This is a genomic window from Caulobacter sp. AP07, assembly GCF_000281955.1.
Classification (GTDB): Bacteria; Pseudomonadota; Alphaproteobacteria; order Caulobacterales; family Caulobacteraceae; genus Caulobacter.
In genome coordinates, this window is sequence record NZ_AKKF01000140.1 from 1 (window position 1) to 23,717 (window position 23,717).

General features: G+C 66.8%; 36 protein-coding genes and 1 tRNA gene. 21 read left to right on the forward strand and 16 right to left on the reverse strand.

Translation table 11 applies throughout. From position 1 onward, the window contains the following. The first annotated feature begins 260 nt into the window (after positions 1-260). Positions 261-1,097 (forward strand): hypothetical protein, encoded by an 837-nt coding sequence (locus tag PMI01_RS10450; RefSeq protein WP_007667876.1) that lies wholly within the window; start codon positions 261-263, stop codon positions 1,095-1,097. Here PMI01_RS10450 and PMI01_RS10455 read toward each other — a convergent pair. Further along, on the reverse strand, positions 1,072-1,419 hold the full coding sequence (locus PMI01_RS10455) for a hypothetical protein (protein WP_157223736.1): 348 nt from the start codon (positions 1,417-1,419) through the stop codon (positions 1,072-1,074). The two genes, PMI01_RS10450 and PMI01_RS10455, sit on opposite strands and share 26 nt — an antisense overlap. Before the next feature lie 123 nt (positions 1,420-1,542). Between PMI01_RS10455 and PMI01_RS10460 the strand changes: the two genes are divergently transcribed. The 6 genes from PMI01_RS10460 (at position 1,543) to PMI01_RS10485 (ending at position 5,949) form a co-directional block, all read left to right on the forward strand. Continuing rightward, positions 1,543-3,570 (forward strand): hypothetical protein, encoded by a 2,028-nt coding sequence (locus PMI01_RS10460; RefSeq protein ID WP_035035729.1) that lies wholly within the window; start codon positions 1,543-1,545, stop codon positions 3,568-3,570. A gap of 35 nt (positions 3,571-3,605) precedes the next feature. Beyond that, positions 3,606-4,199 (forward strand): hypothetical protein, encoded by a 594-nt coding sequence (locus tag PMI01_RS10465; protein ID WP_007667885.1) that lies wholly within the window; start codon positions 3,606-3,608, stop codon positions 4,197-4,199. A gap of 89 nt (positions 4,200-4,288) precedes the next feature. Then, complete coding sequence (locus PMI01_RS10470; protein ID WP_007667888.1) at positions 4,289-4,597, forward strand: hypothetical protein; 309 nt, start codon at positions 4,289-4,291, stop codon at positions 4,595-4,597. Beyond that, a complete protein-coding gene (locus tag PMI01_RS10475) occupies positions 4,594-4,866 on the forward strand; it encodes a hypothetical protein (RefSeq protein ID WP_007667890.1) in 273 nt (90 codons plus the stop codon). Before PMI01_RS10470 ends, PMI01_RS10475 begins: the two co-directional genes overlap by 4 nt. Next, entirely contained in the window at positions 4,863-5,309 is a 447-nt protein-coding gene (locus tag PMI01_RS10480) for a lysozyme (RefSeq protein ID WP_007667891.1), read from the forward strand. The genes PMI01_RS10475 and PMI01_RS10480 overlap by 4 nt, the downstream gene beginning before the upstream one ends. 67 nt (positions 5,310-5,376) lie before the next feature. Continuing rightward, positions 5,377-5,949 (forward strand): hypothetical protein, encoded by a 573-nt coding sequence (locus PMI01_RS10485; protein ID WP_007667893.1) that lies wholly within the window; start codon positions 5,377-5,379, stop codon positions 5,947-5,949. A 101-nt stretch (positions 5,950-6,050) separates the two neighbouring features. On the opposite strand, the gene PMI01_RS27060 is transcribed toward PMI01_RS10485, so the two are convergent. From PMI01_RS27060 to PMI01_RS10545, 13 genes are all read right to left on the reverse strand, one after another. Next, entirely contained in the window at positions 6,051-6,314 is a 264-nt protein-coding gene (locus PMI01_RS27060; protein WP_157223737.1) for a hypothetical protein, read from the reverse strand. 697 nt (positions 6,315-7,011) lie between these two features. Further along, positions 7,012-7,524: an HD domain-containing protein gene (locus PMI01_RS10495; protein ID WP_007667894.1), complete on the reverse strand. Its 513-nt coding sequence runs from the start codon at positions 7,522-7,524 to the stop codon at positions 7,012-7,014. Beyond that, positions 7,521-7,706, reverse strand: coding sequence for a hypothetical protein (locus tag PMI01_RS10500; RefSeq protein ID WP_157223738.1), 186 nt, complete (start codon positions 7,704-7,706; stop codon positions 7,521-7,523). The genes PMI01_RS10495 and PMI01_RS10500 overlap by 4 nt, the downstream gene beginning before the upstream one ends. Before the next feature lie 23 nt (positions 7,707-7,729). Then, entirely contained in the window at positions 7,730-7,948 is a 219-nt protein-coding gene (locus PMI01_RS10505) for a hypothetical protein (protein WP_007667896.1), read from the reverse strand. Between the two features lies 1 nt (position 7,949). Further along, positions 7,950-8,282: a hypothetical protein gene (locus PMI01_RS10510; protein ID WP_007667897.1), complete on the reverse strand. Its 333-nt coding sequence runs from the start codon at positions 8,280-8,282 to the stop codon at positions 7,950-7,952. Next, complete coding sequence (locus PMI01_RS10515; protein ID WP_007667898.1) at positions 8,282-8,554, reverse strand: hypothetical protein; 273 nt, start codon at positions 8,552-8,554, stop codon at positions 8,282-8,284. The genes PMI01_RS10510 and PMI01_RS10515 overlap by 1 nt, the downstream gene beginning before the upstream one ends. Then, a complete protein-coding gene (locus PMI01_RS10520) occupies positions 8,554-8,808 on the reverse strand; it encodes a hypothetical protein (RefSeq protein ID WP_007667904.1) in 255 nt (84 codons plus the stop codon). The genes PMI01_RS10515 and PMI01_RS10520 overlap by 1 nt, the downstream gene beginning before the upstream one ends. Next, positions 8,808-9,311 carry a hypothetical protein gene (locus tag PMI01_RS10525; RefSeq protein WP_157223739.1) on the reverse strand — a complete coding sequence of 168 codons (504 nt, stop codon included), beginning with the start codon at positions 9,309-9,311 and terminating at the stop codon, positions 8,808-8,810. The genes PMI01_RS10520 and PMI01_RS10525 overlap by 1 nt, the downstream gene beginning before the upstream one ends. Positions 9,312-9,395: 84 nt before the next feature. Beyond that, complete coding sequence (locus PMI01_RS10530; protein ID WP_007667908.1) at positions 9,396-9,596, reverse strand: hypothetical protein; 201 nt, start codon at positions 9,594-9,596, stop codon at positions 9,396-9,398. Between the two features lie 16 nt (positions 9,597-9,612). Next, entirely contained in the window at positions 9,613-9,984 is a 372-nt protein-coding gene (locus PMI01_RS10535) for a hypothetical protein (RefSeq protein WP_007667915.1), read from the reverse strand. A 29-nt stretch (positions 9,985-10,013) separates the two neighbouring features. Continuing rightward, on the reverse strand, positions 10,014-10,238 hold the full coding sequence (locus PMI01_RS10540; protein WP_007667917.1) for a hypothetical protein: 225 nt from the start codon (positions 10,236-10,238) through the stop codon (positions 10,014-10,016). After that, the gene (locus PMI01_RS27065; protein WP_007667924.1) at positions 10,239-10,415 is read right to left on the reverse strand and encodes a hypothetical protein; all 177 of its coding nucleotides are present in this window, start codon (positions 10,413-10,415) and stop codon (positions 10,239-10,241) included. Further along, complete coding sequence (locus PMI01_RS10545) at positions 10,412-10,615, reverse strand: hypothetical protein (RefSeq protein ID WP_007667926.1); 204 nt, start codon at positions 10,613-10,615, stop codon at positions 10,412-10,414. Before PMI01_RS10545 ends, PMI01_RS27065 begins: the two co-directional genes overlap by 4 nt. A gap of 78 nt (positions 10,616-10,693) precedes the next feature. On the opposite strand from PMI01_RS10545, the gene PMI01_RS10550 reads away from it, so the two are divergent. Continuing rightward, on the forward strand, positions 10,694-10,888 hold the full coding sequence (locus PMI01_RS10550) for a hypothetical protein (protein ID WP_007667928.1): 195 nt from the start codon (positions 10,694-10,696) through the stop codon (positions 10,886-10,888). Here the strand turns inward: PMI01_RS10550 and PMI01_RS10555 are convergent. Further along, positions 10,885-12,075, reverse strand: a complete 1,191-nt coding sequence (locus tag PMI01_RS10555) for a tyrosine-type recombinase/integrase (RefSeq protein WP_035035732.1) — start codon at positions 12,073-12,075, stop codon at positions 10,885-10,887. The genes PMI01_RS10550 and PMI01_RS10555 overlap by 4 nt on opposite strands. A gap of 188 nt (positions 12,076-12,263) precedes the next feature. Further along, positions 12,264-12,353 (reverse strand) — tRNA-Ser (locus tag PMI01_RS10560). 154 nt (positions 12,354-12,507) lie between these two features. Here PMI01_RS10560 and PMI01_RS10565 point away from each other — a divergent pair. The 13 genes from PMI01_RS10565 (at position 12,508) to kdpC (ending at position 23,714) form a co-directional block, all read left to right on the forward strand. Beyond that, complete coding sequence (locus PMI01_RS10565) at positions 12,508-13,461, forward strand: septal ring lytic transglycosylase RlpA family protein (RefSeq protein ID WP_238537039.1); 954 nt, start codon at positions 12,508-12,510, stop codon at positions 13,459-13,461. Positions 13,462-13,515: 54 nt separating this feature from the next. Beyond that, positions 13,516-14,142, forward strand: coding sequence for a dTMP kinase (gene tmk, locus PMI01_RS10570; protein ID WP_007667934.1), 627 nt, complete (start codon positions 13,516-13,518; stop codon positions 14,140-14,142). A 2-nt stretch (positions 14,143-14,144) separates the two neighbouring features. Then, positions 14,145-15,149, forward strand: a complete 1,005-nt coding sequence (locus tag PMI01_RS10575; protein WP_007667936.1) for a DNA polymerase III subunit delta' — start codon at positions 14,145-14,147, stop codon at positions 15,147-15,149. Positions 15,150-15,153: 4 nt separating this feature from the next. Then, a complete protein-coding gene (locus PMI01_RS10580; RefSeq protein ID WP_007667938.1) occupies positions 15,154-15,948 on the forward strand; it encodes a TatD family hydrolase in 795 nt (264 codons plus the stop codon). Next, a complete protein-coding gene (locus PMI01_RS10585; protein ID WP_007667939.1) occupies positions 15,945-16,754 on the forward strand; it encodes an MBL fold metallo-hydrolase in 810 nt (269 codons plus the stop codon). The genes PMI01_RS10580 and PMI01_RS10585 overlap by 4 nt, the downstream gene beginning before the upstream one ends. 165 nt (positions 16,755-16,919) lie before the next feature. After that, positions 16,920-17,189, forward strand: coding sequence for a RebB family R body protein (locus PMI01_RS10590; RefSeq protein ID WP_007667940.1), 270 nt, complete (start codon positions 16,920-16,922; stop codon positions 17,187-17,189). A 10-nt stretch (positions 17,190-17,199) separates the two neighbouring features. Beyond that, positions 17,200-17,649 (forward strand): RebB family R body protein, encoded by a 450-nt coding sequence (locus tag PMI01_RS26690; RefSeq protein WP_007667941.1) that lies wholly within the window; start codon positions 17,200-17,202, stop codon positions 17,647-17,649. Between the two features lie 30 nt (positions 17,650-17,679). Beyond that, complete coding sequence (locus PMI01_RS10600) at positions 17,680-18,729, forward strand: hypothetical protein (RefSeq protein WP_007667942.1); 1,050 nt, start codon at positions 17,680-17,682, stop codon at positions 18,727-18,729. After that, positions 18,726-18,947, forward strand: coding sequence for a hypothetical protein (locus PMI01_RS10605; RefSeq protein WP_007667943.1), 222 nt, complete (start codon positions 18,726-18,728; stop codon positions 18,945-18,947). The genes PMI01_RS10600 and PMI01_RS10605 overlap by 4 nt, the downstream gene beginning before the upstream one ends. A gap of 211 nt (positions 18,948-19,158) precedes the next feature. Next, a complete protein-coding gene (locus tag PMI01_RS27070; RefSeq protein WP_007667944.1) occupies positions 19,159-19,251 on the forward strand; it encodes a potassium-transporting ATPase subunit F in 93 nt (30 codons plus the stop codon). A gap of 13 nt (positions 19,252-19,264) precedes the next feature. After that, complete coding sequence (kdpA, locus tag PMI01_RS10610) at positions 19,265-20,977, forward strand: potassium-transporting ATPase subunit KdpA (RefSeq protein ID WP_007667945.1); 1,713 nt, start codon at positions 19,265-19,267, stop codon at positions 20,975-20,977. 52 nt (positions 20,978-21,029) lie between these two features. Beyond that, positions 21,030-23,108, forward strand: coding sequence for a potassium-transporting ATPase subunit KdpB (gene kdpB, locus PMI01_RS10615; RefSeq protein WP_035035735.1), 2,079 nt, complete (start codon positions 21,030-21,032; stop codon positions 23,106-23,108). Positions 23,109-23,135: 27 nt separating this feature from the next. Further along, positions 23,136-23,714: a potassium-transporting ATPase subunit KdpC gene (gene kdpC, locus PMI01_RS10620; RefSeq protein ID WP_007667947.1), complete on the forward strand. Its 579-nt coding sequence runs from the start codon at positions 23,136-23,138 to the stop codon at positions 23,712-23,714. Positions 23,715-23,717 lie beyond the last annotated feature (3 nt).

Consider the following 23,717-nt stretch of genomic DNA (forward strand, 5'->3'; position numbering starts at 1 on the left):
AGTGGACGAGGTCGAAGCGATCCGGTCCTCGGAGCTCCAGGGCGTAGCGTTCAAGCGCCATCCCGCCCTCCCTGCTGGTCCAGAGCCGCGCGGCCGGCGGGGATGAGGTGCCGCCATATCTTGCCCGTTTGAATTTGAAGGCAGGTGATGCGCGATACCCCATACATGCGCGCAAAGGCGCGGCGCCCAAGGCGTTTAGAAAGGATATCGCGTGCCTGCTCCTCGGTGAGCTTCGAGCTTCCGTGGGCAGAGCCTAGAGCATGCGCCAGGGCATTTCCCAAGCCGACCTGCAGCGCCTCGAAAGCTCTCTGACCACGGACATCTATAACAACGCCGAGCGCCTGGCCGGACCGCAGGCCAAGACCAACCTGCAGCGCGCGGACCGCTTCTATCGCCTCGGCTCGCAGCGCATTAACGGCGCTCTCCAGAGCTTCGTGGGCAAGGGCGCACCCAAGGCCGGCGAGTCTACCTATGATGTCGTCGTTCGGGCTGCGAGCGACAAGGGCGGGGCAGATCTTGCCCGCTTGTCGGCTTTGAAGAAGTCGCTCCAGCCTCACGAGTGGAGCGACGTCGCCGCATCGGCCGTCCAGCGTCTTGGCGGGGCCGATGGCGAAGCGTTCTCGATCCACAAGTTCGTGACTGGCCTGGAAGGGCTTTCACCTGGGGGCAAGGACGTGCTGTTCGGCAAGGGTCCGCTTCGTGCCGAACTGGAAAACCTGCAGCGCGTCGCGACCCGGATCAAGGCCGTGGAGAAGGGCGCGAACATGTCAAATTCCGGCGTGAACGTGCAAAACGCCGTGTCGCTCAGCCAAGCCTTCAATCCAGTAGCCTGGAAGGTTCTGGGTTCGATGGCCCTGTCCGGTGAGGCGATGACCAACCCCGCTGTCGTGCGCTGGATCGCCAATATCAGCTCAGCGCGAACGCCGGCCGCGCTGTCGTCGGCGATCGGCCGGCTGAATGCCGCCGCCAAGAACAACCGCCATCTGGTGGCCCTCGCCGAAGCCGTGTCGATCGCGTCGGAGAAGTCGCGCGAATACGTCGAGGATCAAAAGGCCAAGCGGATCGCTGCGCCTACAGCTCGTGCCGGCGGCCAATGATCCGCTCGCGCAGATCGTCGGCGGCCTCTTGCGAAACCCGCTGGTGAAGGGACTTCCAGAACCAGTCCGAAAGGCGATGGATGGGCCACTGGAAGGCGGCAATGATCACGGCGACCACCCTCATGGCCGGCTCGTCGGCCTGAAGCGCAAACATCGCCGTGACCCAGATCGCCAAAAGGCAGGGCGCGAAGGCGATGAGCCGGGGCAGGGGATGATACGGCTGGCGCCAGCGCTCGCGGCGCTTGGGGCTGATCTCTTCATATTCCGCGTCGATGACGGGCAGCGCTTCTGAGTTTGATCGCATGACGCGAGCATACACCAAGCCAGACTAGGCGAACAGGGTTCAGCGCGGACTGACCTGGAGCCCACTTTTCAGAACATCAGCAAGGCCCCCGGTTCTCCGGCGGGCCTTTTTTCGTGGAGCCCGCCCTTGGCTGGTCAACTCATGACCCAACCGCTGGTTCAGCAGTTGGACAGCAACGCCAATCCGGTCTCTGGGGCCGCGTTCTACTTCTATCTCAGCGGCACGACGACGCCGACGCCGGTCTACGCCGACGCGGCCCTGACCACGCCGCTGACCCAGCCGGTGGTCGCCGACGCCTCGGGCCGGATGCCGAACGTCTACTACAACTCCGACCTGTCCTACCGCCTGGTCATCAAGTCGGAGCCCGGCGGCACGACGATCCGAGACATCGACCCGTTCAATCCGGCGATCAACCTGGTGTCGCTCGGCGCTCAGCGGGTCCTCTACGCCGACATCATGATGGAGCCGTATGCGTCGTTGATCGTCGGCAACGACATCACGGCGGCTGTCCAGGCCGCAGTCGATCAGGCAAAAATCGTCCGCCTACCTGACGGCGCTAACTGGATCTGCGGTTTCGTAAATATCACCCTCAACGAGACCTCGGTCACTGGGCCAGGCAGCCAAAAATGCAATCTCACGCGCCCCAGTGGATCGAACAACTGGATGTTCTATGCAAGCGGCGTCGACGACCTCAGCTTCTCGGGCTTCTCGACCGATGGCAACCCGGCCGGGAACGCCCTGTCTGGTGCCCATGCTGGGATCAGGCTGGAGAACTGCGACCGGCCGACCATCACCAACGTGGGCGGCAGTGGTTGGTACGGCACCTATCTTGGCGATCCTGTCGGCGCAGCCTTCTCGGTTTCCAGCGGCGTTGGCGGACGCTTCGACAGCAACCTGACCTTTGAGTGTGGCGATGGACTTGTGGTCGCCGACCAAGCGGGGGCTAGCGACAGCAACAGTATATACACCAATACCCGCCGGTTCGGTCTTCTGGTCGACAACTGCGACGGCTTCCGCGACTACAACATCACCGCCAACGGCAACGCCGCGACCCTGTCCAGCGGTGGCGGCATCGCCATCCTCAATAGCGACGACTGTGAGAGCCATAGCCCGTCTTGTGGCAGCAATGTCCTAGGCCCCGGCAAGCAGATCAGTGGTTGCAACCGCTATCGCCAGTTTGGCGGCCGGTACGATGGTAATGGCACGGCCTCTAACGGTGATGGCTTGGCCATCTATAACTCTCCTGATTGCCGCATTTATGGCGGCTCGGGCGCCTCGAATAAGACGCGCGGTCTCTCAATCGACAGCGGAAGTGATGGCAGTAAAGCGTTCGGATTCGACGCAACCGACAATGATGACGTTGACCTGCACGTCTTCCGCAGCGCCAATGTGGCACTGATCGACTGCACCGGCGAGACCTCGCGCGTGGACGATTCCGGTGTGTTGCAGGCGGCGGCGGTGGCCTCAGGAGGTGCTGGATATACCGTTGGTGACGTCCTGTCGCTGACCAGCGGTAGGGGTGGCGTCGCGCCTCAGGTGACGGTGGCGACCGCGCCTGCTGGCGTCATCGCCACCGTCACCGTTACCCGCGGTGGCGACTGGTGGGATCGCCCGAGCAACCCCGCGTCGTTCTCAGGCGGAACCGGAGCGGGCGCGACCTTCAACCTGACTTGGCTGGGGGCGGGTACCAACCTCTGCGCCGGCTTTACACGCTCCGGCGGCGGTGAAGGCGAGACCATGAAGGTGGCGGGCGGGTTCACCTCGCCATCGATGCGTCTGGACCGCTGGAAAGGCACGCTTAGCGACACGGCGAGCGCGCTGAAATCGGCCGACGGTTGCGATAGCGTGACGGTTCCGCTGACCCTGTTGACGCTCGCCGCGAGTTGGGTCGCCTTCGATCCGGCCTGGCAGGCGCCCGCCTATTTCAAGGACGCCGAGGGCTGGGTTCACTTGGTCGGCACGATGAAAAACGGCACCACGACGTCAGGAACCGTCATCGGAACCCTTCCGACGGGTTTCCATCCGGCAAACACCGTCGGCCCCTGGCAAACATTCGGTGTGGGAGCGAGTGTGTCGTTGTATGTCGACAGCGCCGGCCAGATCATCGCGCAATCGGCCCTGAACGCTACCCGAACCGCCTTGGACGGGATCAAGTTCAAGGCAGCTTAGCTTCCCCCCAGATTCTTGGTATGGTAGAGTGAGGTATGATCACCTTTTGGGGCGATAGCTTCTGGGACGGACCGCCGGGCAACGGCTACATTCCGCCGATCCTAAGCGGTCTCATTGACGCCGACCTGCGAAACACCGGAAAAGCCGGAGCATCTACGGACGCCACCCTGGAGATGATGCGATCCCGGCCGGACCTATTGCCAGGCATCGCCTTCTTCAGCATGGGTCGCTGTTGCTACAGCGTCGGACCCGATAAGATCGCGGATGACTACGCAGCGGCGTTTGACCTCCTTGGCCACGACCGGTTGTTCGTCATCCCGATGACGAAAACGCGGCGGCGCGGCACTTCCAGCTTCGATCTCTGCGAAGCCATCGACGACCGTCTCCGCGACCTGGCTGGCGACCGCTTCCTCGACACCCAGGGCCACCTGATCGTTAATGGTCTGCGCCTGGCCGGCATCGCACCGACCCGCCGCGACGAGCGTGATATCGAGGGCGGCATTATCCCGGCCTCGTTGCGCTGCGACGCGATCCACAACAACTTGATCGCTAACGGCCTAGTCGCCCACCTCATCGCTGACCGGCTTGTAGATTTAGGCTGGGTCGCTCGTCGCTCAGAGGCGGCCTAGGTTCCGAGTCTGGCCGCCCAGCCTTCTACCACCACAAACCTTCATTCAGCCCGCCCTCACCGGCGGGCTTTTTCTTGCCTGGAGCTGCCATGGTCGCCGAAACCGCACAACCCATCATGTCGGAGCTTCGGCGCGGCGAACGTCGCATCGAGTGGGGCGCAGCCGCCCTGCTGTTCGCCCTGCTTGTTCAAACCGCAGGAATCGTCTGGTGGGGGGCTCGGATCGATACGCGGGTGTCGCAGGTCGAGCAGAAACTTGGGGCCAGCGCTTCAGCCGGAGAGACCATCGCCCGGCTCGATGAGCGGACAACGTCGATGCTGACCACGCTGGACCGGATCGACCGACGCCTGACAGCGACGGAAGAGCGCCAAGCGGCCCGCGAAGGGTACGGTCGATGACCCGTGACTACCGCACCCTCGACGCGATCGTGGTCTGCGCCTGCCTTCTGATGCTGGGCGGCGCCGGCTTGGCCCTCGTCTACGTCACCATTCCGCAGGCCAACCTGCCGATCTTCGCGGCCCTGGTGTCTGGAACGGTCGGCGGAGCGCTCGGCCTCTACACCGGCGCTCGGTGGGGCAACAAGAAGCCGAGTTCCGAGGACCCCGCCGCCTCGCCGCCTAGCGTCGCGGCATCTCCGGTCCCGGCCGTTGAGGAGGCTAAGCCATGACTCCGTCGCCAAAGATCATCACCTTCATCCAGGGCTACGAGAAGTGCCGCCTCAAGGCGTACATGCCGACTCCGAATGATCGTCCGACGCTGGGCTGGGGATCGACCGGACCTGACATCCGCATGGGCATGAAGTGGACCCAGGTGCAAGCCGATGAGCGGTTCGCGCGCGACCTGGCGCGGTTCGGCGGTCAGGTGTCCGCACTTCTCGGCTCTGCGCCGACGACCCAGGATCAGTATGACGCCTTGGTCAGCTTCGCCTACAATGTCGGGTATGGCGACGGAGGGCTGAAAACCTCCACCCTCCTGCGGATGCACAAGGCCGGCGACTATGCCGACGCGGCCCTGCAGTTCGCCCGCTGGGACAAGCAGGCCGGAAAGTCGCTCGCGGGCCTGACCAAGCGCCGCGCCGCCGAGGCCGCCATCTACCGCGGCGGTGCGTGATGCCCTCGTTCCTGATCCCGATCATCATGTGGCGTGTGATGCTGGACATCGTGTTCGGAGCCCGGCCGTGATTGCTCTACTCGCTGCCGCATGGGCCTTCCTCAAATCCCCCATCGGCCGCTGGGTCTGCGTCGCTCTCGTCGTCGCTGGAATGCTCTTCGCTGTCCGCGCGGAGGGCTACAGGGCCGGGAAGGCTGACACGTTGGCCGCTGAGGCCCAGCGGGTCGCCGAGGCCGTCCAGCGCGTCGCCAAGGTCGAGAAGGCCGGTCAAGCCATCACCGCGGAAGTCGGCGAGACGCTGACGGCCACGAAGGTCGAGATCCAATACCGGACCAAACTGCAGATCGAAAAGGTGATCGAATATGTCCCTGTTGAAAGCGATCGTGCTTGCATCGTCGGTTCTGGCGCTCTGCGCCTGCACGACCACGCCTTCTCTGGTCTGCCCGGCCTTCCCAGCGGCGCCGGTGGACCTGTCCAAGCCGATTCCGGAGTACCGCTCTCCGCGCTTGTCGCCGACGACGTCGAGTTCGCAGGGACCGCCTATTCCTGGAAAGCTGAAGCTGTAGCCTGGCGCGACTGGTACCGCCGTCAGGCCGATCTCCACAGCAAGACCATCAAGGCGCCAGACCCGACGCCCTGACCGCTCGCCGACCATGTTGTTGACGCCGACGACATGGTCCAGGCTTGAGCGACCAACAGCTCCGCCGCTCCTTCGGGATGCGGCGGGGCTGTTTCTGCGTTTCAGGGGTGCTCGTCGGCCAGGCCTGACCAATAGGCCCGTGACGCAGCCAGAAACCGGGAGCGGGCAGAAGCCTTGTTCGCTGTCGTCTGGCGAACTGCGACGGCCTTGATCTTCGCGGCCTGCCGCTTTTGCCAGGCATACCAGTGAGCGCGGCCCTTGTGCTTGGCGCACTTCTTGGCGAACGAAGCTGCAGCTAGGCGTTCTCGTCCGTCGTGGTCATTCCGCTTGAGCGGCAATGGCTCCAGGTTTTTCCAGTTGATCATCTTCCTCGGCTCTTCGCTGAATGTAGGCTTGCATCCCTGCGCACGACGCGTAGCGCCATGTTCTCGGGGCCTTCTCGGGCGATATGCCGTTGAACCTGCACAGCCAGCGAAACCCGGCGGCAGAATGCGGGTGATTGACGGCGTCGGCGGAAAAGCCGGTCTGCCGAAATTCCGCTGCGGTCGGGTGATCTTCCATCCCCAAATTCTAACACGAAAGCCTAGATGTTCCAGAGAGATAGGCTATGCTCGTTTGGCTGCGTCGTTCCGGGTTAGCTCAGCAGGTAGAGCGCGGTCGCCGCAAGGTGGTTGAGGTCCCGGGTTCGAATCCCGCCTCGGCTCGGCGCAGCACCTAAGACCTCTCCGGAGGCCGCCCGGGTTGATCGCTGGGCGTTAGTTCTCCCCGTGCCCAAGTCCTCTGCCTAGTCGCAGAAGACGAGGCGCAAGCCTACGGTGCGGGGACGGAGGGGCGGCAAGCGCTGGAGCAAACGCAGGTAACCGGAAATCCGGTGACAGCGTCCAGGGGCCGCTCCTTACTGACACGAGGTAGCTCAAGTGGAAGAGCGCCGGGCGGCTGGTCTCAGGCGAGCGCCCGAATGGATGCGGTTTCGACTACCGTCCTCGGAGCCAATCTCGCCACTTTGTGAAAGCCAAAACCCCGCCTGACGATCCATAAAGTCGGTCGTGGATCATGGGCGGTTCACACGGTGGAGCTGGTCATCGCCGACGCCAGGGAATGCAGGCGTCCGTCAGCCTTCGTGAGCACTGCCAGCAGCGCCCGCTTCTCGGCAAGGTAGGTCACGGCAAACTTCGGATCGTGCATGACGATCGACGAGGTGTTGCTGATCAGATCGGCGCACTTGATGGTCTGGATCCAACCATCGGCGGCGGCAAGGCGGGCGCAACTGGCGGCCTTACGTTCGGCTCGGTTGCCGGTCTCCATGTCCGACAAAGCGACGACACCTTGAGCCACCTCAGCTCCAAACAAGCTCTTGATCTCCGCAGGATCAACACCGCAGTCCTCAACGCAGTCGTGCAGCCAGGCCACCGCCGTCATAAGGCTCATCGACCCGAACGGCGCCACGGTCGCCACGATGCCCGCGACCTCGGCAAGATGGTCGGCGTAGGGATTGCCGGTGTACTTGCGGACCTGGGTAGCGTGAGCCCGGCGGGCGAAGAGCATAGCTCCGTGGGCGTCGTAGCTGGCGCTCATGGCTCTTCCTTTACAGCAGCAGGAGGGGCGAAAAAGGGAAGGTCGCCATCGAGGTCCGCGGCGAAGACCTCACGCGGCTTGCGGCCGGCTTCATCGACGTCGCAGTGACCGACCGGGCATCCGCAGGTCTTCGCCGCGCACTCCTCCATCCTGGCGTCCCACCCGTCGTAGAAGTCCTGCATCTTGCTTTCCATGTACTCCATGGTCAGCGGGCCTTCTTGGTGCGGGCTCGGTCGGTGAGTGAGTAACGGCCTCCGCTGGATCGCTCAAGGCGCCGGCAATGCTCGGCGGCCTCGACGCGGCTGGTGAAGTACCATCCGCCATCGAACACCATTGGAGCGGCGGCGTCATCCTCTTGAACGAGGTAACGCCAGCGCTTGCCGGGACGACCGTTGCGAGGCTCGAAGTAGGTCAGAGCGGCCATTTCAGGCCTCCTTATGGGCGACGGCAGCGCGGGCCTCGTCCCATGCGGCGCTGAGGATGTCGTAGAGGCTCGTTTCCTCATCCATCTCGACGACGATCTTCGCGCCGTCAGCTCCCGAAGGCAGGCTGACAATGCTGGTTGTGGTCCGCATGGCCGCGATCAACCGCGTTGCGCCGCTCGTCGGGGTAGACACGGCGGCGGTCCGACCGCGAGCGAAGGCGATCTTCACCAGCATCTCGACATCGTCGGAGTAGCGCATGTCACTCAGCGCCCGGATCGTTTCGGGTCGCAGGCCGATGTTGCGGATGAAGGCGTTCGTCTCTTTGGACAGCATCACGAGGCCTCCGTGCTCTCGATGAAGGCGTCGATCTCGTCGCAGGCGTCCTTGATCGTGGAGCCGGAAACCTTCTCGCCGTTGTCGACCCACCCGTCCTCCGGCCCTTCGTAGCTGGCGTCGTAGTTGGCGCTGAACGCGTGCCACTGGCCATCGGGCTCAAGGCTGATCGTCCAGCCGCGATAGGTCCACGAGCCGGTGACGGTCTGTTCGGCATGGCCGGAGATCTCCGACCACGATTGCGCCTCGCTGTTGCTGGTGATCTCGCTCATCACGCCACCGCCGGATCGATGACGAAGGTCTCGCCCGGTCGCGTGTCCAGCACGAGGAACTTGGCGCTCGGATCGTAGTAGATCTTGGACCGGATCATCGTCGCCAGTTCATCGCGCGACGGCGGGGCCACGCTGCCAGGAACGCCGAACCAATCGACGTTCAAGAACTCGATCGGGTTGCCGCCGTCGAAGCAGAAGCCGTTCGTCAGCTTGGGCGGCAGGCGGTACACTCGGATGAAGATTTCTTCGTCCATCACAAGGTCTCCTGTTGGAAGGGGGTGGCGGCCCGATACAGCGCCTCTCGGGCTTGCTGCTCGGCGATCTCGAACGGCTGGTGCTCCGAAGCCTTGGCACCCCTCCGCCGATAGTCAGCATCGAGCGCCTGCGACGCCTTGACGTAGGTCAGGGCCGCTTCGCTCAGAGGAGTTTGGTCCTTCCGCAACACAGCCGGCGACAGGTCGCGCAGTTTGACCCACTGGCCCTCGATCATGGTGGGCTCGCGCTCCTCCTCGTCGGGGTTGCCGTAGACGACGCAGTTGCGCACCGCGAAGATGCCGGGACCGGTCCCGTTCGGAACCTCCAGACCGCTATCCTCGCCGAACAGACCGTCGATGAAGTCTCCGAGGTTGCGATAGCTGAGGACGATGCAATCGCCGCCGGTCGTGATCGCCACGACCATCCAGGACTCATCCATGGTCGGTGCGAGCGCGCTTGCGTCCGCGCTGGGCTGGCTCTGGAAGGCCAAAAGATCAGACATTACGCACGTTTACCTTCCAATGGAGAGGGGGATTCTGGCGTTCGTCTCATCCCCCGGGCGCGAACCCAGGGGAAAAGCGGAAAGTCAGATGCCGGCGCCATCGCTGACGGTGTAACCGCGCCATTCAGCGAGGAACGGCAGGACCCATGGGCTTTCCAGTTCGCCCTTGGCGTTGCGGGACAGGGCAGTTCCGCGCGGGTCGCCAAAGCTGGTCGCAACGGGGCCGTGATCGACCGAGAGGCGGATCAGCTTGGCGTGTTCTTCGGCGGTAATGGCGATCCGCATGGTGCTCTCCTAGAAATCAGGCGCTTTGGAAAAGGCGAAGGCGGCTGTGAGGGGTGAAGGCGTGGAAGTCCTTCCAATCGTCGGCCGTCATACCCTCACGGTCGTTCTGAGCCTTACGATGCGCAGCGTCTCGCGTGCGCTGACCGGCGTCGCGTGCCTGGGTGCATCGCTTCAGATAGACCGGACGCGCCTTCGATCCGAACTCCGAAATACGGCGTTCGAAGGTCATGAGGCACTCACCGCCCGCCTGCACGTAGAGGCCGCCGGAGCCGTTCAAGGTCAGGTTCACACCGTAGAAGGGGAAGCCGCCGACGTCGTCCAGGCCGTCGATTTCGAGGGCGCTGTCGCCGAAGGTCTCGACGAGGAAATCCCGAATGGTCTTGGTCATGTCAGAAACTCCTGTTCTGGCGAGAGGGGTTAGGCGGGTGGTGCGGGCAGGTAGTCCCATTTCGTAGGGATCTGTTCGCCGCGAGCGATGGGGCCGCATCGGCCGTCCAGCGTCCAGACACCCTTATTGCCGTTGAAGTCGCTGTGCAGGTAAGCGATGGCCAGGCCATTCATTCCGCGCCACCTCAGGCCGTCGCTGTAGACGATGAGGTAGGTGTCGGTCGGTGTGGTGCTATCGACTGGTATCCAGGCCATCTAACCCTCCACGCTCAGACCATCGCGTAGGGCGATCAGATCGGCGTCGGTTTTGCGCCAGCAGAGTTGGTCCCAGCAGTAGGCCAAGACCTCCTCCAGCATGTCAGTGTCGTAGCGCGCGTCGGCAAGGGCGAGCCGGGCGATCTCGCGGCCAACGTCTTTGCTCTTGGTGCTCATGCTGCGATCTCCCACTGAGCCGACTTAACCGCCCAGGGCTGGTCATAGGTCGCCGAGCCCCGCTCGACGTTCTCGAACCGGAACGCGCCCTTGTTGTCCTTGCGATCGACCCGGTAGGCGACGCCGGTCGAGCAGTACGACCCGGCGGGGACCTTGGAGAAGACGACCGTCTGGCCGTGCTTGGGAGTGGAGGTGGTCATGTCGGTTGCCTTTAAAGCTGATATCACATAAATATCTGATATCACTTTGGCGTCAAGCGTTTTGGATATCAGAAATTGATGACCATCGAGGAATCCGGTACACGCCGCTCCGTGGGACGCACGAAGCTCAATTTCGACAAGATGCCGGGCCGGTTTCCTGCGGGGACCAAGGACCGGATCAAGCTGCTGTTGCGCGTCGGCGAGACCCAAACCGCGTTCCTCCAGGAAGCGGTCGAGGCCGAGATCAAGCGCCGCGAGAAAGCCAAGCCCTAGGCTTGCTTGAACGGGATCACGTTCGCGTTCGGCGGGGTAGCGCAATAGGTCGCCCAGGCCTCCATCAATTCCCGCCGCTTGGCCAGGGCGTCCCTGCGCCGATAGGCCCGTTCCACTGAGCTGCCGACCGTGTGCGCCAAGGCCTCCTCGACAACCTCGCGCGGATGGGGCGTGCAGTCTCCAGCCCAATCCCGGAAAGCCGAGCGGAATCCGTGGACTGTGACAGGAACTTCCATGCGCCGAAGCAGCATCGCCATCGCCATGCGCGACAGTGGCTCGATACGCTGATCGCCTGGAAAAATCAGGTCCGCCGCGGCCTTAAGCGGTCGAACCTCATCCAGAATTTCGACCATGCGTGGGGTGAGCGGCACACGATGCGGCTTCTTGGCCTTCATGCGCTCCGCCGGGATGGTCCAGACATCGCCATCGATCTCCGCCCATGTCGCCTCGCGGGTCTCTGTGGTGCGGGTCGCGGCGAGGATCGTGAACTCCAGGGCGCGAGCGGCCATCGCCTGGCGGTCTCGCAGGCGAACCATGAAGGCCGGGACGCCCTCATAGGCCAGAGCCTTGTGGTGACCCCTGACGCGCGCCTGCTTGGCCATGATGATCTGCAGGTGGCCTTTCCAGCGCGCCGGGTTCTCGCCGGTTCTGAGGCCTCGGATGCGGGCGATGTCCAAGATCCGCTCGATCCGAGCCCTGACCCTGGTGGCCGTCTCAGGGATGGTCTGCCAGATCGGTTGCAGGACGCGTAGAACGGCGACCTCATCAACGGCGGCGACTGGCATCTTGGTCAGCACGGCGGCGTGCTGCTTGAGGCTGGCACGCCATTGCGGCCCGGCCTTCGGGTTTTTCCACCCCGGCTCAAGGTCACTGATCACCTGTTCGGCCATTTCGCCAAAGGTCACGGCGCTCGCGGCGTCCAGTTTGCGCTCAGCGATTGGATCTCGGCCGGCGGCGACAAGCAGGCGAGCGGCGTCGGCTGCGCGGCGGGCAACCTTCAGGTCCACGGTCGATGCGGACCCCAGCCCCATCTCTCGTCGCTTGCCGCCATGGAAGAACACGAAGACCCATCGGCGACCCGACGTTTGATCGATGCGCAGATAGAGCCCGGCACCATCGGCGTGCATCCCTGGCTCCGAGAGGGCCTTGACCTCGGTCGCCGTCAGTCGGTTGATCTGTCGAGCCATGGTTTCCACCGGAAGAACGTACAGGAAACCTACGGCCCTGCATCCGCCCTCGCCACCCTAAGCCCCGCCCTAAGACGAGCCCTAAGTTAGCCTGCTACAAGGTGCGATACGCAGCCACAGCGAGACGCCGGAATTATTTGTCTGACGGGGGTTCGGCGCGCAACCTGCTACAGCGTGCAACAGGGTGTTGGCGGGCAGGGTGGGATTCGAACCCACGGTGGACTTTCACCCACGGCGGTTTTCAAGACCGCTGCCTTAAACCACTCGGCCACCTGCCCGGAGCGGGTGGCTATATCAGCGGTCGCGCGCCGGCTCCAGTCCGTTTGGTCGCACCTTTGATTAACCAGACCTCAAGCCTCCTGAACCACTTTCGACGCCAGCGGGTGGTCCGCCGGGAGCTGGTGAGGCATGGGACGCGAAGCGCGAGGCGAGATGCGTCTGCTGCGCGGCATGGCCGTGACGGCGCTCGGCTGCGCGGGCCTGGTCGCCTGCGCCACGCCCGAGCCGCGCCTGCCGATCTACAAGCCCCAACAGTCCTCGACCTCGAAACCCTATTCCGGTCCGCCGGCGCCCGGATCGACCAAGGGTTTGCGCGGCACCGAAAAGCCCTATCAGATCAGGGGGATATGGTACTATCCCAAGGCCGATCCGAACTATGACGAGAAGGGAATCGGCTCGTGGTACGGCGAGCAGTTCCACAATCGCCGCACGGCCAACGGCGAGATTTTCGACATGGACCTGCCGTCGGCGGCCCACAAGACTCTGCCGCTGCCCAGCATCGTCGAGGTCACCAATCTGGACAACGGCCGCAAGCTGAAGGTGCGGGTCAACGACCGGGGACCGTTCGTCGACGGCCGGATCATCGACCTGTCGAAGGCCGCCGCCGACCAGCTGGGCTATCAGCGCAGCGGCGTCGCCCGCGTCCGGGTCCGCTATGTCGGTCCGGCCGGCAAGACGCCCTTCGACGAGCGGCGAATCATCGCCTCGGCTCCGCCGCCGCCCGAACCGCGCTACGCGCCGCCACCCAAGGCCCGCGCCTATGCCACGGGCCTGCCGCCGGCCCAGCCGGCCTACGATGATCCGCCGCCACCGAAGATGGCCGAGCCGGACTACAACCCGCCCGCGCCGGTGGTCGATGCGCCGCCGGCCCCGGTGGCGGCCAGCTATCGCGTCCAGGCCGGCTCCTTCGCCAACCGCGACAACGCCGAGCGCGCCGCGGCCCAGTTGAGCGGCGCCGGCCAGGCCTCGATCGAGTCCGTCGAGCGCGGCCAGGGCGTCCTCTATCGCGTGGTCGTCAACGCCGGACCCGACGAGGGCGAAGCCTTCGGCGTGCGCGATCGCGTCGCCGCCCTGGGCTTTTCCGACGCCACGGTGCTTCGTCCCTAGGCTGGGGCCCAAACGGGTCTGGACAAGACGGGCGTTCCGGCCGAATTGAAGCCGGTGACCAGCGGAACATTCATCAGCTTCGAGGGCGGCGAGGGGGCTGGAAAGTCCACCCAGATCCGCCGCCTGGCCGACCGCCTGAAGGCGGACGGCGCCGACGTGGTGCTGACCCGCGAGCCGGGCGGCAGCGAGGGCGCCGAGGCGATCCGCGACCTGCTGGTCAACGGCGCGGCCGACCGCTGGTCGCCGATCACCGAAACCCTGCTGATGTACGCCTCGCGCCGCGACCACGTGGAGCGGGTGATCCGCCCGGCCCTGGATCGCGGGGCCGTGGTGCTGTGCGACCGCTTCGCCGACAGCACCAGGGCCTATCAGGGCGCGGGCGGCGACGCCCCGGCCGCCCTGATCGCGGCGCTGGAAGACCATGTGCTGGGCGGCACCATCCCGCACCTGACCCTGGTGTTCGACCTGCCCGCCGAGGTCGGCCTGGCGCGCGCCACGGCCCGGGGCGGCGAGGCGCGCTTCGAATCCAAGGGCCTGGCGTTCCATGAACGGCTGCGGGCCGGCTATCTGGAGATCGCCCGCCGAGAGCCCGAGCGCTGCGCGGTGATCGACGCCGACGCCGACCTCGATGCGGTGACGGCGGCGGTCTGGGACGTGGTCGCCGCGCGGCTGGGCCTCTAGCCGTGGACGCCCCTCCGCATCCGCGCGACGTCTTCCGCATCGACGGCGTCGAGAACGCCGAGCTGGCGTTCCTCGACGCCCTGGATCGCGGCCGCCTGCACCATGCCTGGCTGCTGACCGGCCCCGAGGGCGTCGGCAAGGCGACCCTGGCCTACCGCATGGCGCGGCGGCTGCTGGGCGCCAGGCCCGATCCGGCGTTCGGGCCCCTGGGCGCGTCGCCGACCGATTTTGTCAGCCGCCAGGTCGCGGCCCGTTCGCACCCCGACCTGATGGTGCTGGAGCGCGAAACGGACGACGGCAAGGCTCGCAAGTCGATCCCCGTGGACGAGGCCCGCCAACTGCCGGCCTTCTTCGCCAATTCGCCCGCCGTCTCGCCATATCGGGTGGCGATCATCGACGCCGCCGACGACCTGAACGTCAACGCCGCCAACGCCGTACTGAAGACTCTTGAGGAGCCGCCGGCCCGGGGCGTGATCCTGCTGGTCAGCCATTCGCCCGGCCGGCTGCTGCCGACCATCCGCTCGCGCTGCCGCCGCCTGGTGGCGCCCGCCCCGCCGCTGTCGGTCGCCGCGACCATGGTCGAGGAACGGGCCGGGGTGTCGTCGCACGACGCCGACCGCCTGGCCCGCATGGCCAAGGGCGCGCCGGGCAGGGCGCTGCAACTGGCCGCCGCCGGGGCCCTGGCGGCTGACGACGCGGCCGGCGAGATCCTCCGCAAGCTGCCCGACCTCGACGAGGGCGCGCTGCTGGCGATGGCCGACACCTTCAAGGGCGCCGAGGGCGCGGCGCGGTTCGAGCTGCTGTTCGACCGGCTGGGCGACCAGATCCACGCCATGGCCACCGGCATGGCCGGCGACCGCACCCCGGCGGGGCTCGACCGCTGGGTGGCGGCCTGGGAGCGGATCATGCGCGCCCCGGGCGAGGCCGAGGCCATCAATCTGGACCGGGCCGACGTGTTCTGGACCGCGATCATGGACTTGCGCGCCGCCGCCAGAGCGGCGATCTGACCGCATGCTCATCGACAGTCACGTAAACCTGCACGCCCATCAGTATGACGAGGACCGCGACGCGGTGATCGACCGCGCCCGCGCGGCCGGGATCGAACTGATGGTGACCATCTGCGACAAGATCCCGTCCTTCGAGGCGGTCCACGCCATCGCCATGGCGCAGGCCGACATCTGGTGCACGGTGGGGGCCCACCCGCACGAGGCCAAGGACCACGCCGACCTCACCACCGAACGCCTGGTCGAGCTGGCGGCCCGGCCCAAGGTGATCGGCATCGGCGAGACCGGGCTCGACTTCCACTACGACCTCAGCCCGCGCGACGTGCAGGCGCAGGTGTTCCGCGCCCACGTGGCGGCGGCGCGCCAGACCGGCCTGCCGCTGGTGGTCCATACCCGCGAGGCCGACCAGGTGATGGGCGACATCCTCGAGGAGGAGCACGCCAAGGGGCCGTTCAAGATCCTGATGCACTGCTACACCAGCGGTCCGGAGCTGGCCAAGCGGATGGCGGCGCTGGGAGCCTGGTTCTCGGTCTCGGGCATCGCCACCTTCAAGCAGGCGCAGGAGGTGCGGGACATCATCGCCGACATGCCGGCCGACAAGATCATCCTCGAAACCGACTGCCCCTATCTGGCTCCCGTGCCGATGCGTGGCCGGCGCAACGAGCCGGCCTATCTGCCGCACATCCTGGACAAGCTGGCCGAGATCCGCGGCTGGAGCCGGGCCGAGGCCGAGCAGCGCACCGAGGACGCCTTCTTCGCCGTGTTCGATCGGATTCCGCGCCTCGCGAGCGCCCGGGCATGAGCGACCGCCTGGAGTTCACCATCCTGGGCTCCGGCTCCTCGGGCGGCGTGCCGCGCGCCGACGGCAACTGGGGTGACTGCGATCCGGCCGAACCGAAGAACCTGCGCACCCGCTGTTCGCTGCTGGTCCGCCGGCCGGGCGGCGGCGATCCGGTCCAGGACACCACCGTGGTGGTCGACACCGCGCCGGACTTCCGCCTGCAGGCGGTCGGGGCGGGCGTCCGCCGGGTGGACGCCTGCCTGTTCACCCATGACCATGCCGACCAGGCCCATGGCATAGACGACCTGCGGCCGTTCTTCCTCAACAGCCGCCGGCGCGTGCCGACCCATATGGACGTCGCGACGAGGGTCAGCCTGGAGCGCCGGTTCGGCTACATCTTCGAGAGCACGGGCGGCTATCCGGCGATCTGCGAGGCCCGCACCATTCCCGACCACGGGGCGAGCTGGCGGGTCGAGGGCCCCAGCGGCGCGATCCCGGTGACCACCTTCGACGTCGACCACGGCGAGATTCGCGCCGTCGGCTACCGGTTCGGCGGCGTGGCCTACACCCCCGACGCCATCGGCTTTCCCGAGGAGAGCTGGGCCGCCCTGGCCGACCTGGACGTCTGGATCGTCGACGCCCTGCGCTGGACCCCGCACCCGACCCACGCCCATGTGGAGCTGGCCCTGGAATGGATCGCCCGCGCCAAGCCGCGTCGCGCGATCCTGACCAACCTGCATATCGACCTGGATTTCAACGCCTTGGCGGCGGAACTTCCACCAGGCGTCGAGCCGGCTTACGACGGGATGCGGTTCGAAATCGACTAGCGGCCCTGGATCGGAGCCGCACGAAATGGGCGATTAACCGCGTGCGCTAAATCATCTGTTGATCCGCGAGCGCGGACGACCCTAACCTCCGCCGCGCAACCGGAGGTTCGCGTCCACCGCTCGTCCCGAGCCGTGACGGCGAACGCGATAGAACGAGGCCCAGCCATGGCGTTCCCGACGGCCGTCAACGATCAGATCACCGATTCCATCTCGCAGTCCGGCGTCAAGGTGCTGGGCGACGGCCCGGCGATCGCCATGAACATGCTCTATCAGGCCACGGCCCAGGCCCTGGCCAACGCCGCCCACAACGCGACCAACGCCCAGCAACAGAGCTACGTCACCGCCCAGGCCGCCACCACCATGGGCGTCGCCACCCTGTACTCGGTCGACACCGCCAGCGCCGGTGTCACGACCAAAGACATCCTGGGCGGCTAGGGGCTTCGACATGGCTTTCCCGACGACGGTCAATAGCCAGATCACCGACGCGGTGACCCAGGCCGGGACCCAGGTCCTGGGCTCGGGTCCGGCCTTCGCGACGGCCGCGCTCTATCAGGCCACCGCGCAGGCCATGGCCAACGCCGCCCACAACGCGACCCACGCCCAGCAACAGGGCTACATCGTGGCCCAGGCCGCGACGGCCCTGGCGGTGGCCCGATTGCTGGGATCGGCGGAACACGGCGTCGGCGGCGTCAATCCCGCCGATATCCTGGCGAGCGTCTATCCGCCGCCCGCTCCATCCCCATCGCCCGCCGCCACGGCGGCCGCGGCGCTTGCCGAGGGGGAAGCGGCGATCAGCGTTTTGCAGGCTATCGCCGCGGGTGGCGGCGCAGACGCGGCCCAGGCCCGGGAGAATCTGCAGCAACTGGCGGCGGTCGCCGCGGCGCCAGCGGCATAGGTCGCCTGGCGCGGGGCGGGGGAGAAGAGCATGAGCGTTTTCCTTGCCGGACGCCCGGTCCCGCACCCAGGCAGTCTCTCCGAACTTGGACGCCTGTCTCTGGCCTTCGTCGACGGTGGCGCCGAGTGGCTGGGCTGGGCGATCGGCGATCCGGCGTCACGCTATGACTTCGCCGACGAGACGGCGCTGGTGGGGGGTGTTCAGGAGGGCCTGCACGCCACGGGCTTCGCCCTCCTGCCGAACCTTGGCCTGCGGGTCAGCCCGATCAAGCTGATGACGCTTGGCCTGTCCGACCTGAGGCTGCTGGCCAACGCCCAGCAGGATCCGGGCGCGCCCGGGTTGGCGGCGCGGGTTCGCAAGGTGCTCGACGCGCATGGACTGCTCGACAGCGCCGATCTGGACCAGGGGGCCGCCCTGCTGAAGGACCTCGGCGTCGACGGCGCGCCGGTGTTCCAGTGTCTTGATTTCGAGGCCCGCGCGGCGCTCCACGGCTTGGTGGGATCGCTCGATCCCAAGACCATACCGGCGCCGTTGGCGAAGGAGGCGGCCGCGTTCGCGGTTCTTCAGGCGCAGAGCCCGCCGGAGTTCGTCGACTATTATCGGACCTATCTGCGGCTGGCTGACAAGCTCGACCTCGTGGGGGCCACGGCGAGTGATCGCGCCGCCGCGGCCGCGGCCGCCGTCAATGCCCTGCTGCCCCTGCTGTTTGGAGCCCACGACTGTCCGCGGGTCGACGGCCTCGTCGGCCCCGGAGAGGTCGGGCGCATCGTCCAGGATTGGGTGAGGCAGGGAAGGACCTTGGGTTTCCCACGCCTCTCGGTGGCGGTGTGGCAAGTCGTCGAGCATTCCGCTTTCCGGCGCGAGATCGGCGACTCCGCGCGGCGGATCATCGAGGACTATCTGCGCGCCGCCCAGGACTTCCTGGCCAGCGTTCCGATCGTGCGTGGCCGCATGGACCAGGACGGCGCCTCCTGCACCTTTCCGCTGGAGCAGGGCCAGTATCGCGCCCAGGTTCGCCTGGACGCTCCGGGATTGATCACGCTCGGTGAGTTCGGACCCTCGAAGGGAGCGCAAGCATGACGACCGACGCCAAGAAGCCGATCGGCCGCGCGACGGCTCCCGACAAGGTGGCCGGAGAGACCGTTCGCCCGCGCGCCATGAGCGCCGCCAGCAGCGCGATGCTGGCGGCCCAGCGGGCCGTCGGCGAGGCGATCTCGAGCCAGGCCCGGGACACCCAGGCCGCCCACCGAGACGCCGCGCAAGCCGTGACCGCGGCCGTCAGAGCGATGGCGAAGTAGGTCGACGCCGCCGGCGCGCACGCCCGTCGCGCGCCGATCTTTACGCTCCCCTTATGCCGACCGGGCCCATCCGCATGGAGCCCTTACGCGCCTCTATGGTCTTTTCCGGCCAAGTTAGCTGGAGGCCGAAGATGGCTGATTTCATCTTTTTGGCGTTGGGCGGCGGGCTGTTCCTGGCCTTCGCCGCCTTCGCCGTTGCGTTGAGGCGCCTATGACCATGCTGGTGAGCGCGCTTTGGGGAGCCGGGGCGATCGTCGTCGCGGCCTATATGGTCGTGGCCCTGCTGCGACCCGACAAGTTCTGACGGATCACATTCCATGAATTGGCAAGGTTGGGCGGAAATCGCCCTGACGCTGGGCCTGGCGGTCGCGATCGGCTGGCCGCTCGGCTCGTACATGTCGCGCGTCTGGAATGGGGAGCGCACCTGGCTGGACCCGGTGCTGCGCCCCGTCGAGGCCCTGTTCTACACCGCCTGCGGGGTCGATCCGAAGAAGAGCCAGACCTGGTTCGGCTATGCCGGGGCTCTGCTGGCCTTCAACCTGGTCGGCTTCGTGCTGGTCTATGCGGTGCTGCGCCTGCAGGGCGTGCTGCCGCTGAACCCGCAGGGCTTCGCCGGCCTGTCCGGACACCTGTCGTTCAACACGGCCGTCAGCTTCGTCACCAACACCAACTGGCAGAGCTATGGCGGCGAGACGACGATGTCGACGCTGAGCCAGATGCTGGTCCTGACGGTGCAGAACTTCGTCTCGGCCGCCACCGGCGCCACCATCGCCGCGGCCCTGGCGCGGGCCTTCATCGCCAATCGCGGCGAGGGCGTGGGCAATTTCTGGGCCGACCTGGTCCGCACCACGCTCTATGTGCTGCTGCCGTGCTGCTTCGCGCTGGCGCTGGTCCTGGCGTTCCTGGGCCTGCCGCAGACCCTGACCGCCAGCGTCGACGCCACCACCCTGGAAGGCGCGCATCAGAAGATCTCGCTGTTCGCGGTCGCCAGCCAGGAAGCCGTCAAGCAACTGGGCATCAACGGCGGCGGCATCTTCAACGCCAACTCGGCCCATCCGTTCGAAAACCCGACTCCGCTGACCAACCTGATCACGGCGATTTCGATCAACGTGCTGGGCTGGGCGGCGTTCTTCGCCTTCGGCCGCTCGGTCCTGGCCAAGAAAGACGTTCGCGCCCTGGTCATCGCCGCCACCCTCCTGCTGTCGGCGGGCGCGGGGATCATCTACGTCACCGAGACCCAGCCGGCGCCGGCCCTGGTCGCCGCCCATGTCGACACCTCGGTCAACATGGAGGGCAAGGAGGTGCGCCTCGGCGCGCCGGCCACCGCCGCCTGGGCGGCGATGACCACCGGGGCCTCGAACGGCTCGGTCAACGGCATGCATTCCAGCCTGATGCCCCTGGGCGGCGGCATGGCGATGTTCCTGATGCACCTGGGCGAGATCCTGCCCGGCGGCATCGGTTCGGGGATCGCCATCATGGTGGTCATGGCCGTGCTGTCGGTGTTCGTCGCCGGCCTGATGGTCGGCCGCACGCCGGAATACCTGGGCAAGAAGATCGAGGCCCGCGAGGTGCAGCTCGCCATCCTCGCCGTGCTGGCCATTCCGGTGGCGACCCTGGGCTTCTCGGCCATCGCCGCGGTCCTGCCCACGGCGCTGAAGGGGCTGATGCACTCTGGCCCCCACGGCCTGTCGGAGATCCTCTACGCCTACACCTCGGCGACGGCCAACAACGGCTCGGCCTTCGCCGGCCTGACGGCCAACGCGCCCTGGTGGGACGCCACGCTCGGCGTCGCCATGGCCATGGGCCGGTTCATGCCGATCGTCGCGGTGCTGGCCATGGCCGGCTCCCTGGCGGCCAAGCCCAAGCTGGCCCCCTCGACCGGGACCCTGCCCACCCATGGCGGCCTGTTCATCGGCCTGCTGATCGGGGTGATCCTGATCCTGGGCGGCCTGCAATTCTTCCCCGCATTGGCGCTGGGGCCGATCGTCGAGCACTTCCAGGTGCTGGGCGCCGTCGCCCAAGTCCATTGACACAATCTGCTGATCGCAAAGGCGATTTGAAATGACGACCATCGAAACCCCAATGGGGGGCGAGCATGCCGGGGAGGGCCGGCGCAAGGCCAGCGCCCTGGCGGGCGGGCTGTCCCCGGCCATCCTGACCCGGGCGGCCAAGGACGCCTTCGTCAAGCTGGACCCGCGCAAGCTGACCGGCAATCCGGTGATCTTCGCCACCTGGATCGTGGCCCTGCTGTCGACGGTCTCGGCCGTCGCCGCCATCGCCAGCCACCAGTCGGCCGGCTTCGCCGTGCAGATCGCGGCCTGGCTGTGGGCCACCGTGCTGTTCGCCAACCTGGCCGAGAGCGTCGCCGAAGGCCGGGGCAAGGCGGCGGCCGACAGCCTGCGCGCCACCCGCGTCACCACCAACGCCAAGCTGATCATCGACGAGAAGACCGGCACGGTCATCCCCACGGCGGCCCACAAGCTGGTTCCGGGCGAGGTGATCCTGATCGAGGCCGGCGACGTCGTCCCGACCGACGGCGAGATCATCGAGGGCATGGCCAGCGTCAACGAGGCCGCTATCACGGGCGAGAGCGCGCCCGTCATCCGCGAAAGCGGCGGCGACCGCTCGGCCGTCACCGGCGGCACCACCGTGGTCTCCGACTGGATCAAGGTCCGGGTCACCGCCTCGGCGGGCAACACCTTCCTCGACCGCATGATCGCCATGGTCGAGGGCGCGGACCGTCGCAAGACCCCGAACGAGATCGCCCTGGCCGTGCTGCTGGCCGGCCTGACCCTGATCTTCCTGATCGCCGTGGTCACCCTGCTGGGCCTGGGCAAGTTCTCGGGCGTGGCCCTTGATCCGCTTGTGCTTGGGGCCCTGTTCATCACGCTCATTCCCACCACGATCGGCGGGCTCCTCTCGGCGGTCGGCATCGCCGGCATGGACCGGCTGATGAAGCACAACGTCCTGGCCACCTCGGGCCGGGCGGTGGAGGCCGCCGGCGACGTCGACACCCTGCTGCTCGACAAGACCGGCACCATCACCTTCGGCAACCGCATGGCCACCGAGGTGATCGCCGCGCCGGGCGTGCGTCCCGAGACCGCCCTGCGGGCCGCCGTCAGCGCCTCCCTGGCCGACGACACCCCGGAAGGCCGCTCGATCGTCGAGCTGGGCCGCAACCAGGGGATCGTCATCGAAGCCCCGGCCGGCGCCACCTCGATCGCCTTCAGCGCCACCACCCGTCAATCAGGCCTTGATGCGCCAGACGGGAAGGGGGGCGGCATGTCCTGGCGCAAGGGGGCGGTGGACGCGGTCTATCGCTCGCTGGCCCTGGATCCCAAGCTGATCCCGGCCGAGGTCACCGCCGCCGTCGATCGCATCGCCCGCTCGGGCGGCACGCCCCTGGCGGTCAGCGAGAACGGCGTCCTGGTGGGCGTCATCCACCTGAAGGACGTGGTCAAGCCCAACGTCAAGGAGCGCTTCGCCGACCTGCGCCGCATGGGCCTGCGCACGGTGATGATCACCGGCGACAACCCGGTGACCGCCGCCGCCATCGCCTCCGAGGCCGGGGTCGACGACTTCCTGGCCGAGGCGACGCCGGAGGACAAGCTGCGGCTGATCCGCTCCGAACAGGCCAAGGGCCGGCTGGTCGCCATGTGCGGCGACGGGGCCAACGACGCCCCGGCGCTGGCTCAAGCCGATGTCGGCGTGGCCATGCAGACCGGCGCCCAGGCCGCCCGCGAGGCCGGCAACATGGTCGACCTCGACAGCGACCCCACCAAGGTCATCGAGATCGTCGAGGTCGGCAAACAGATGCTGATCACCCGCGGGGCGCTGACCACCTTCTCGATCGCCAACGACGTGGCCAAGTACTTCGCCATCATCCCGGCGATGTTCGTGGTCGCCCTGCCGGCGCTCGGCGCGCTGAACGTCATGCGGCTGCACAGCCCGCAGAGCGCCATTCTGTCGGCAGTGATCTTCAACGCCCTGGTGATCGTCGCCCTGATCCCGCTGGCCCTGAAAGGCGTGAAATATCGGGCGATTGGGGCGGGAAAGCTCTTGTCGCGCAACCTGCTGGTCTACGGCCTGGGCGGCCTGGTCGCACCGTTCGTCGGCATCAAGCTGATCGACCTGATCGTATCCGCCCTCGGCTTGGCCTAAGCTGCATTCTCCGGAGACTCGAAAGCCATGCTCTCCCATATCCGTCCGGCCCTCGTCTCGATGGGCCTGTTCACCGCCCTGCTGGGCCTGGGCTATCCCCTGGCCGTCACGGGCATCGCCCAGGCGGCCTTTCCCGCCCAGGCCAACGGCAGCCTGCTGCGAGACGCCAAGGGAACCGTCGTCGGCTCGGCCCTGATCGGCCAGCCGTTCGCCGAGGCGAAGTATCTGCATCCGCGCCCCTCGGCGGCGGGGACCGGCTACGACGCCTCGGCCTCCAGCGGCTCCAACATGGGTCCGCTCAACGAGGCCCTGGCCACGCGGGTCAAGACCGACGCCGACGCCCTGCGCGCCGAAAACCCCGGCGCGGTCATTCCCGCCGACGCGGTGACGACCTCGGGCTCGGGCCTGGATCCGGACATCTCGCCGGCCTATGCCCGCTTCCAGGCGCCGCGCATCGCCAAGGCGCGCGGCCTGCCGGTGGCCCGCGTCGAGGCGGTGATCGACCGCAATGTCCAGGGGCCGTTGCTGGGCTTCATCGGCCAGCCGCGCGTCAACGTCCTGGCGGTCAACCGGGCGCTCGACGCTCGCTTCCCAAAGGGCGGATAGCGT

Coding starts and splice junctions, on each gene's coding strand:
- PMI01_RS10450 (WP_007667876.1), top strand. CDS start 261: ATGCGCCAGGGCATTTCCCAAGCCGACCTGCAGCGCCTCGAAAGCTCT.
- PMI01_RS10460 (WP_035035729.1), top strand. CDS start 1,543: ATGACCCAACCGCTGGTTCAGCAGTTGGACAGCAACGCCAATCCGGTC.
- PMI01_RS10465 (WP_007667885.1), top strand. CDS start 3,606: ATGATCACCTTTTGGGGCGATAGCTTCTGGGACGGACCGCCGGGCAAC.
- PMI01_RS10470 (WP_007667888.1), top strand. CDS start 4,289: ATGGTCGCCGAAACCGCACAACCCATCATGTCGGAGCTTCGGCGCGGC.
- PMI01_RS10475 (WP_007667890.1), top strand. CDS start 4,594: ATGACCCGTGACTACCGCACCCTCGACGCGATCGTGGTCTGCGCCTGC.
- PMI01_RS10480 (WP_007667891.1), top strand. CDS start 4,863: ATGACTCCGTCGCCAAAGATCATCACCTTCATCCAGGGCTACGAGAAG.
- PMI01_RS27060 (WP_157223737.1), bottom strand. CDS start 6,314: ATGATCAACTGGAAAAACCTGGAGCCATTGCCGCTCAAGCGGAATGAC.
- PMI01_RS10495 (WP_007667894.1), bottom strand. CDS start 7,524: ATGAGCGCCAGCTACGACGCCCACGGAGCTATGCTCTTCGCCCGCCGG.
- PMI01_RS10500 (WP_157223738.1), bottom strand. CDS start 7,706: ATGCAGGACTTCTACGACGGGTGGGACGCCAGGATGGAGGAGTGCGCG.
- PMI01_RS10505 (WP_007667896.1), bottom strand. CDS start 7,948: ATGGCCGCTCTGACCTACTTCGAGCCTCGCAACGGTCGTCCCGGCAAG.
- PMI01_RS10510 (WP_007667897.1), bottom strand. CDS start 8,282: ATGCTGTCCAAAGAGACGAACGCCTTCATCCGCAACATCGGCCTGCGA.
- PMI01_RS10515 (WP_007667898.1), bottom strand. CDS start 8,554: ATGAGCGAGATCACCAGCAACAGCGAGGCGCAATCGTGGTCGGAGATC.
- PMI01_RS10520 (WP_007667904.1), bottom strand. CDS start 8,808: ATGGACGAAGAAATCTTCATCCGAGTGTACCGCCTGCCGCCCAAGCTG.
- PMI01_RS10525 (WP_157223739.1), bottom strand. CDS start 9,311: ATGTCTGATCTTTTGGCCTTCCAGAGCCAGCCCAGCGCGGACGCAAGC.
- PMI01_RS10530 (WP_007667908.1), bottom strand. CDS start 9,596: ATGCGGATCGCCATTACCGCCGAAGAACACGCCAAGCTGATCCGCCTC.
- PMI01_RS10535 (WP_007667915.1), bottom strand. CDS start 9,984: ATGACCAAGACCATTCGGGATTTCCTCGTCGAGACCTTCGGCGACAGC.
- PMI01_RS10540 (WP_007667917.1), bottom strand. CDS start 10,238: ATGGCCTGGATACCAGTCGATAGCACCACACCGACCGACACCTACCTC.
- PMI01_RS27065 (WP_007667924.1), bottom strand. CDS start 10,415: ATGAGCACCAAGAGCAAAGACGTTGGCCGCGAGATCGCCCGGCTCGCC.
- PMI01_RS10545 (WP_007667926.1), bottom strand. CDS start 10,615: ATGACCACCTCCACTCCCAAGCACGGCCAGACGGTCGTCTTCTCCAAG.
- PMI01_RS10550 (WP_007667928.1), top strand. CDS start 10,694: ATGACCATCGAGGAATCCGGTACACGCCGCTCCGTGGGACGCACGAAG.
- PMI01_RS10555 (WP_035035732.1), bottom strand. CDS start 12,075: ATGGCTCGACAGATCAACCGACTGACGGCGACCGAGGTCAAGGCCCTC.
- PMI01_RS10565 (WP_238537039.1), top strand. CDS start 12,508: ATGCGTCTGCTGCGCGGCATGGCCGTGACGGCGCTCGGCTGCGCGGGC.
- PMI01_RS10580 (WP_007667938.1), top strand. CDS start 15,154: ATGCTCATCGACAGTCACGTAAACCTGCACGCCCATCAGTATGACGAG.
- PMI01_RS10585 (WP_007667939.1), top strand. CDS start 15,945: ATGAGCGACCGCCTGGAGTTCACCATCCTGGGCTCCGGCTCCTCGGGC.
- PMI01_RS10590 (WP_007667940.1), top strand. CDS start 16,920: ATGGCGTTCCCGACGGCCGTCAACGATCAGATCACCGATTCCATCTCG.
- PMI01_RS26690 (WP_007667941.1), top strand. CDS start 17,200: ATGGCTTTCCCGACGACGGTCAATAGCCAGATCACCGACGCGGTGACC.
- PMI01_RS10600 (WP_007667942.1), top strand. CDS start 17,680: ATGAGCGTTTTCCTTGCCGGACGCCCGGTCCCGCACCCAGGCAGTCTC.
- PMI01_RS10605 (WP_007667943.1), top strand. CDS start 18,726: ATGACGACCGACGCCAAGAAGCCGATCGGCCGCGCGACGGCTCCCGAC.
- PMI01_RS27070 (WP_007667944.1), top strand. CDS start 19,159: ATGACCATGCTGGTGAGCGCGCTTTGGGGAGCCGGGGCGATCGTCGTC.
- kdpA (WP_007667945.1), top strand. CDS start 19,265: ATGAATTGGCAAGGTTGGGCGGAAATCGCCCTGACGCTGGGCCTGGCG.
- kdpB (WP_035035735.1), top strand. CDS start 21,030: ATGGGGGGCGAGCATGCCGGGGAGGGCCGGCGCAAGGCCAGCGCCCTG.
- kdpC (WP_007667947.1), top strand. CDS start 23,136: ATGCTCTCCCATATCCGTCCGGCCCTCGTCTCGATGGGCCTGTTCACC.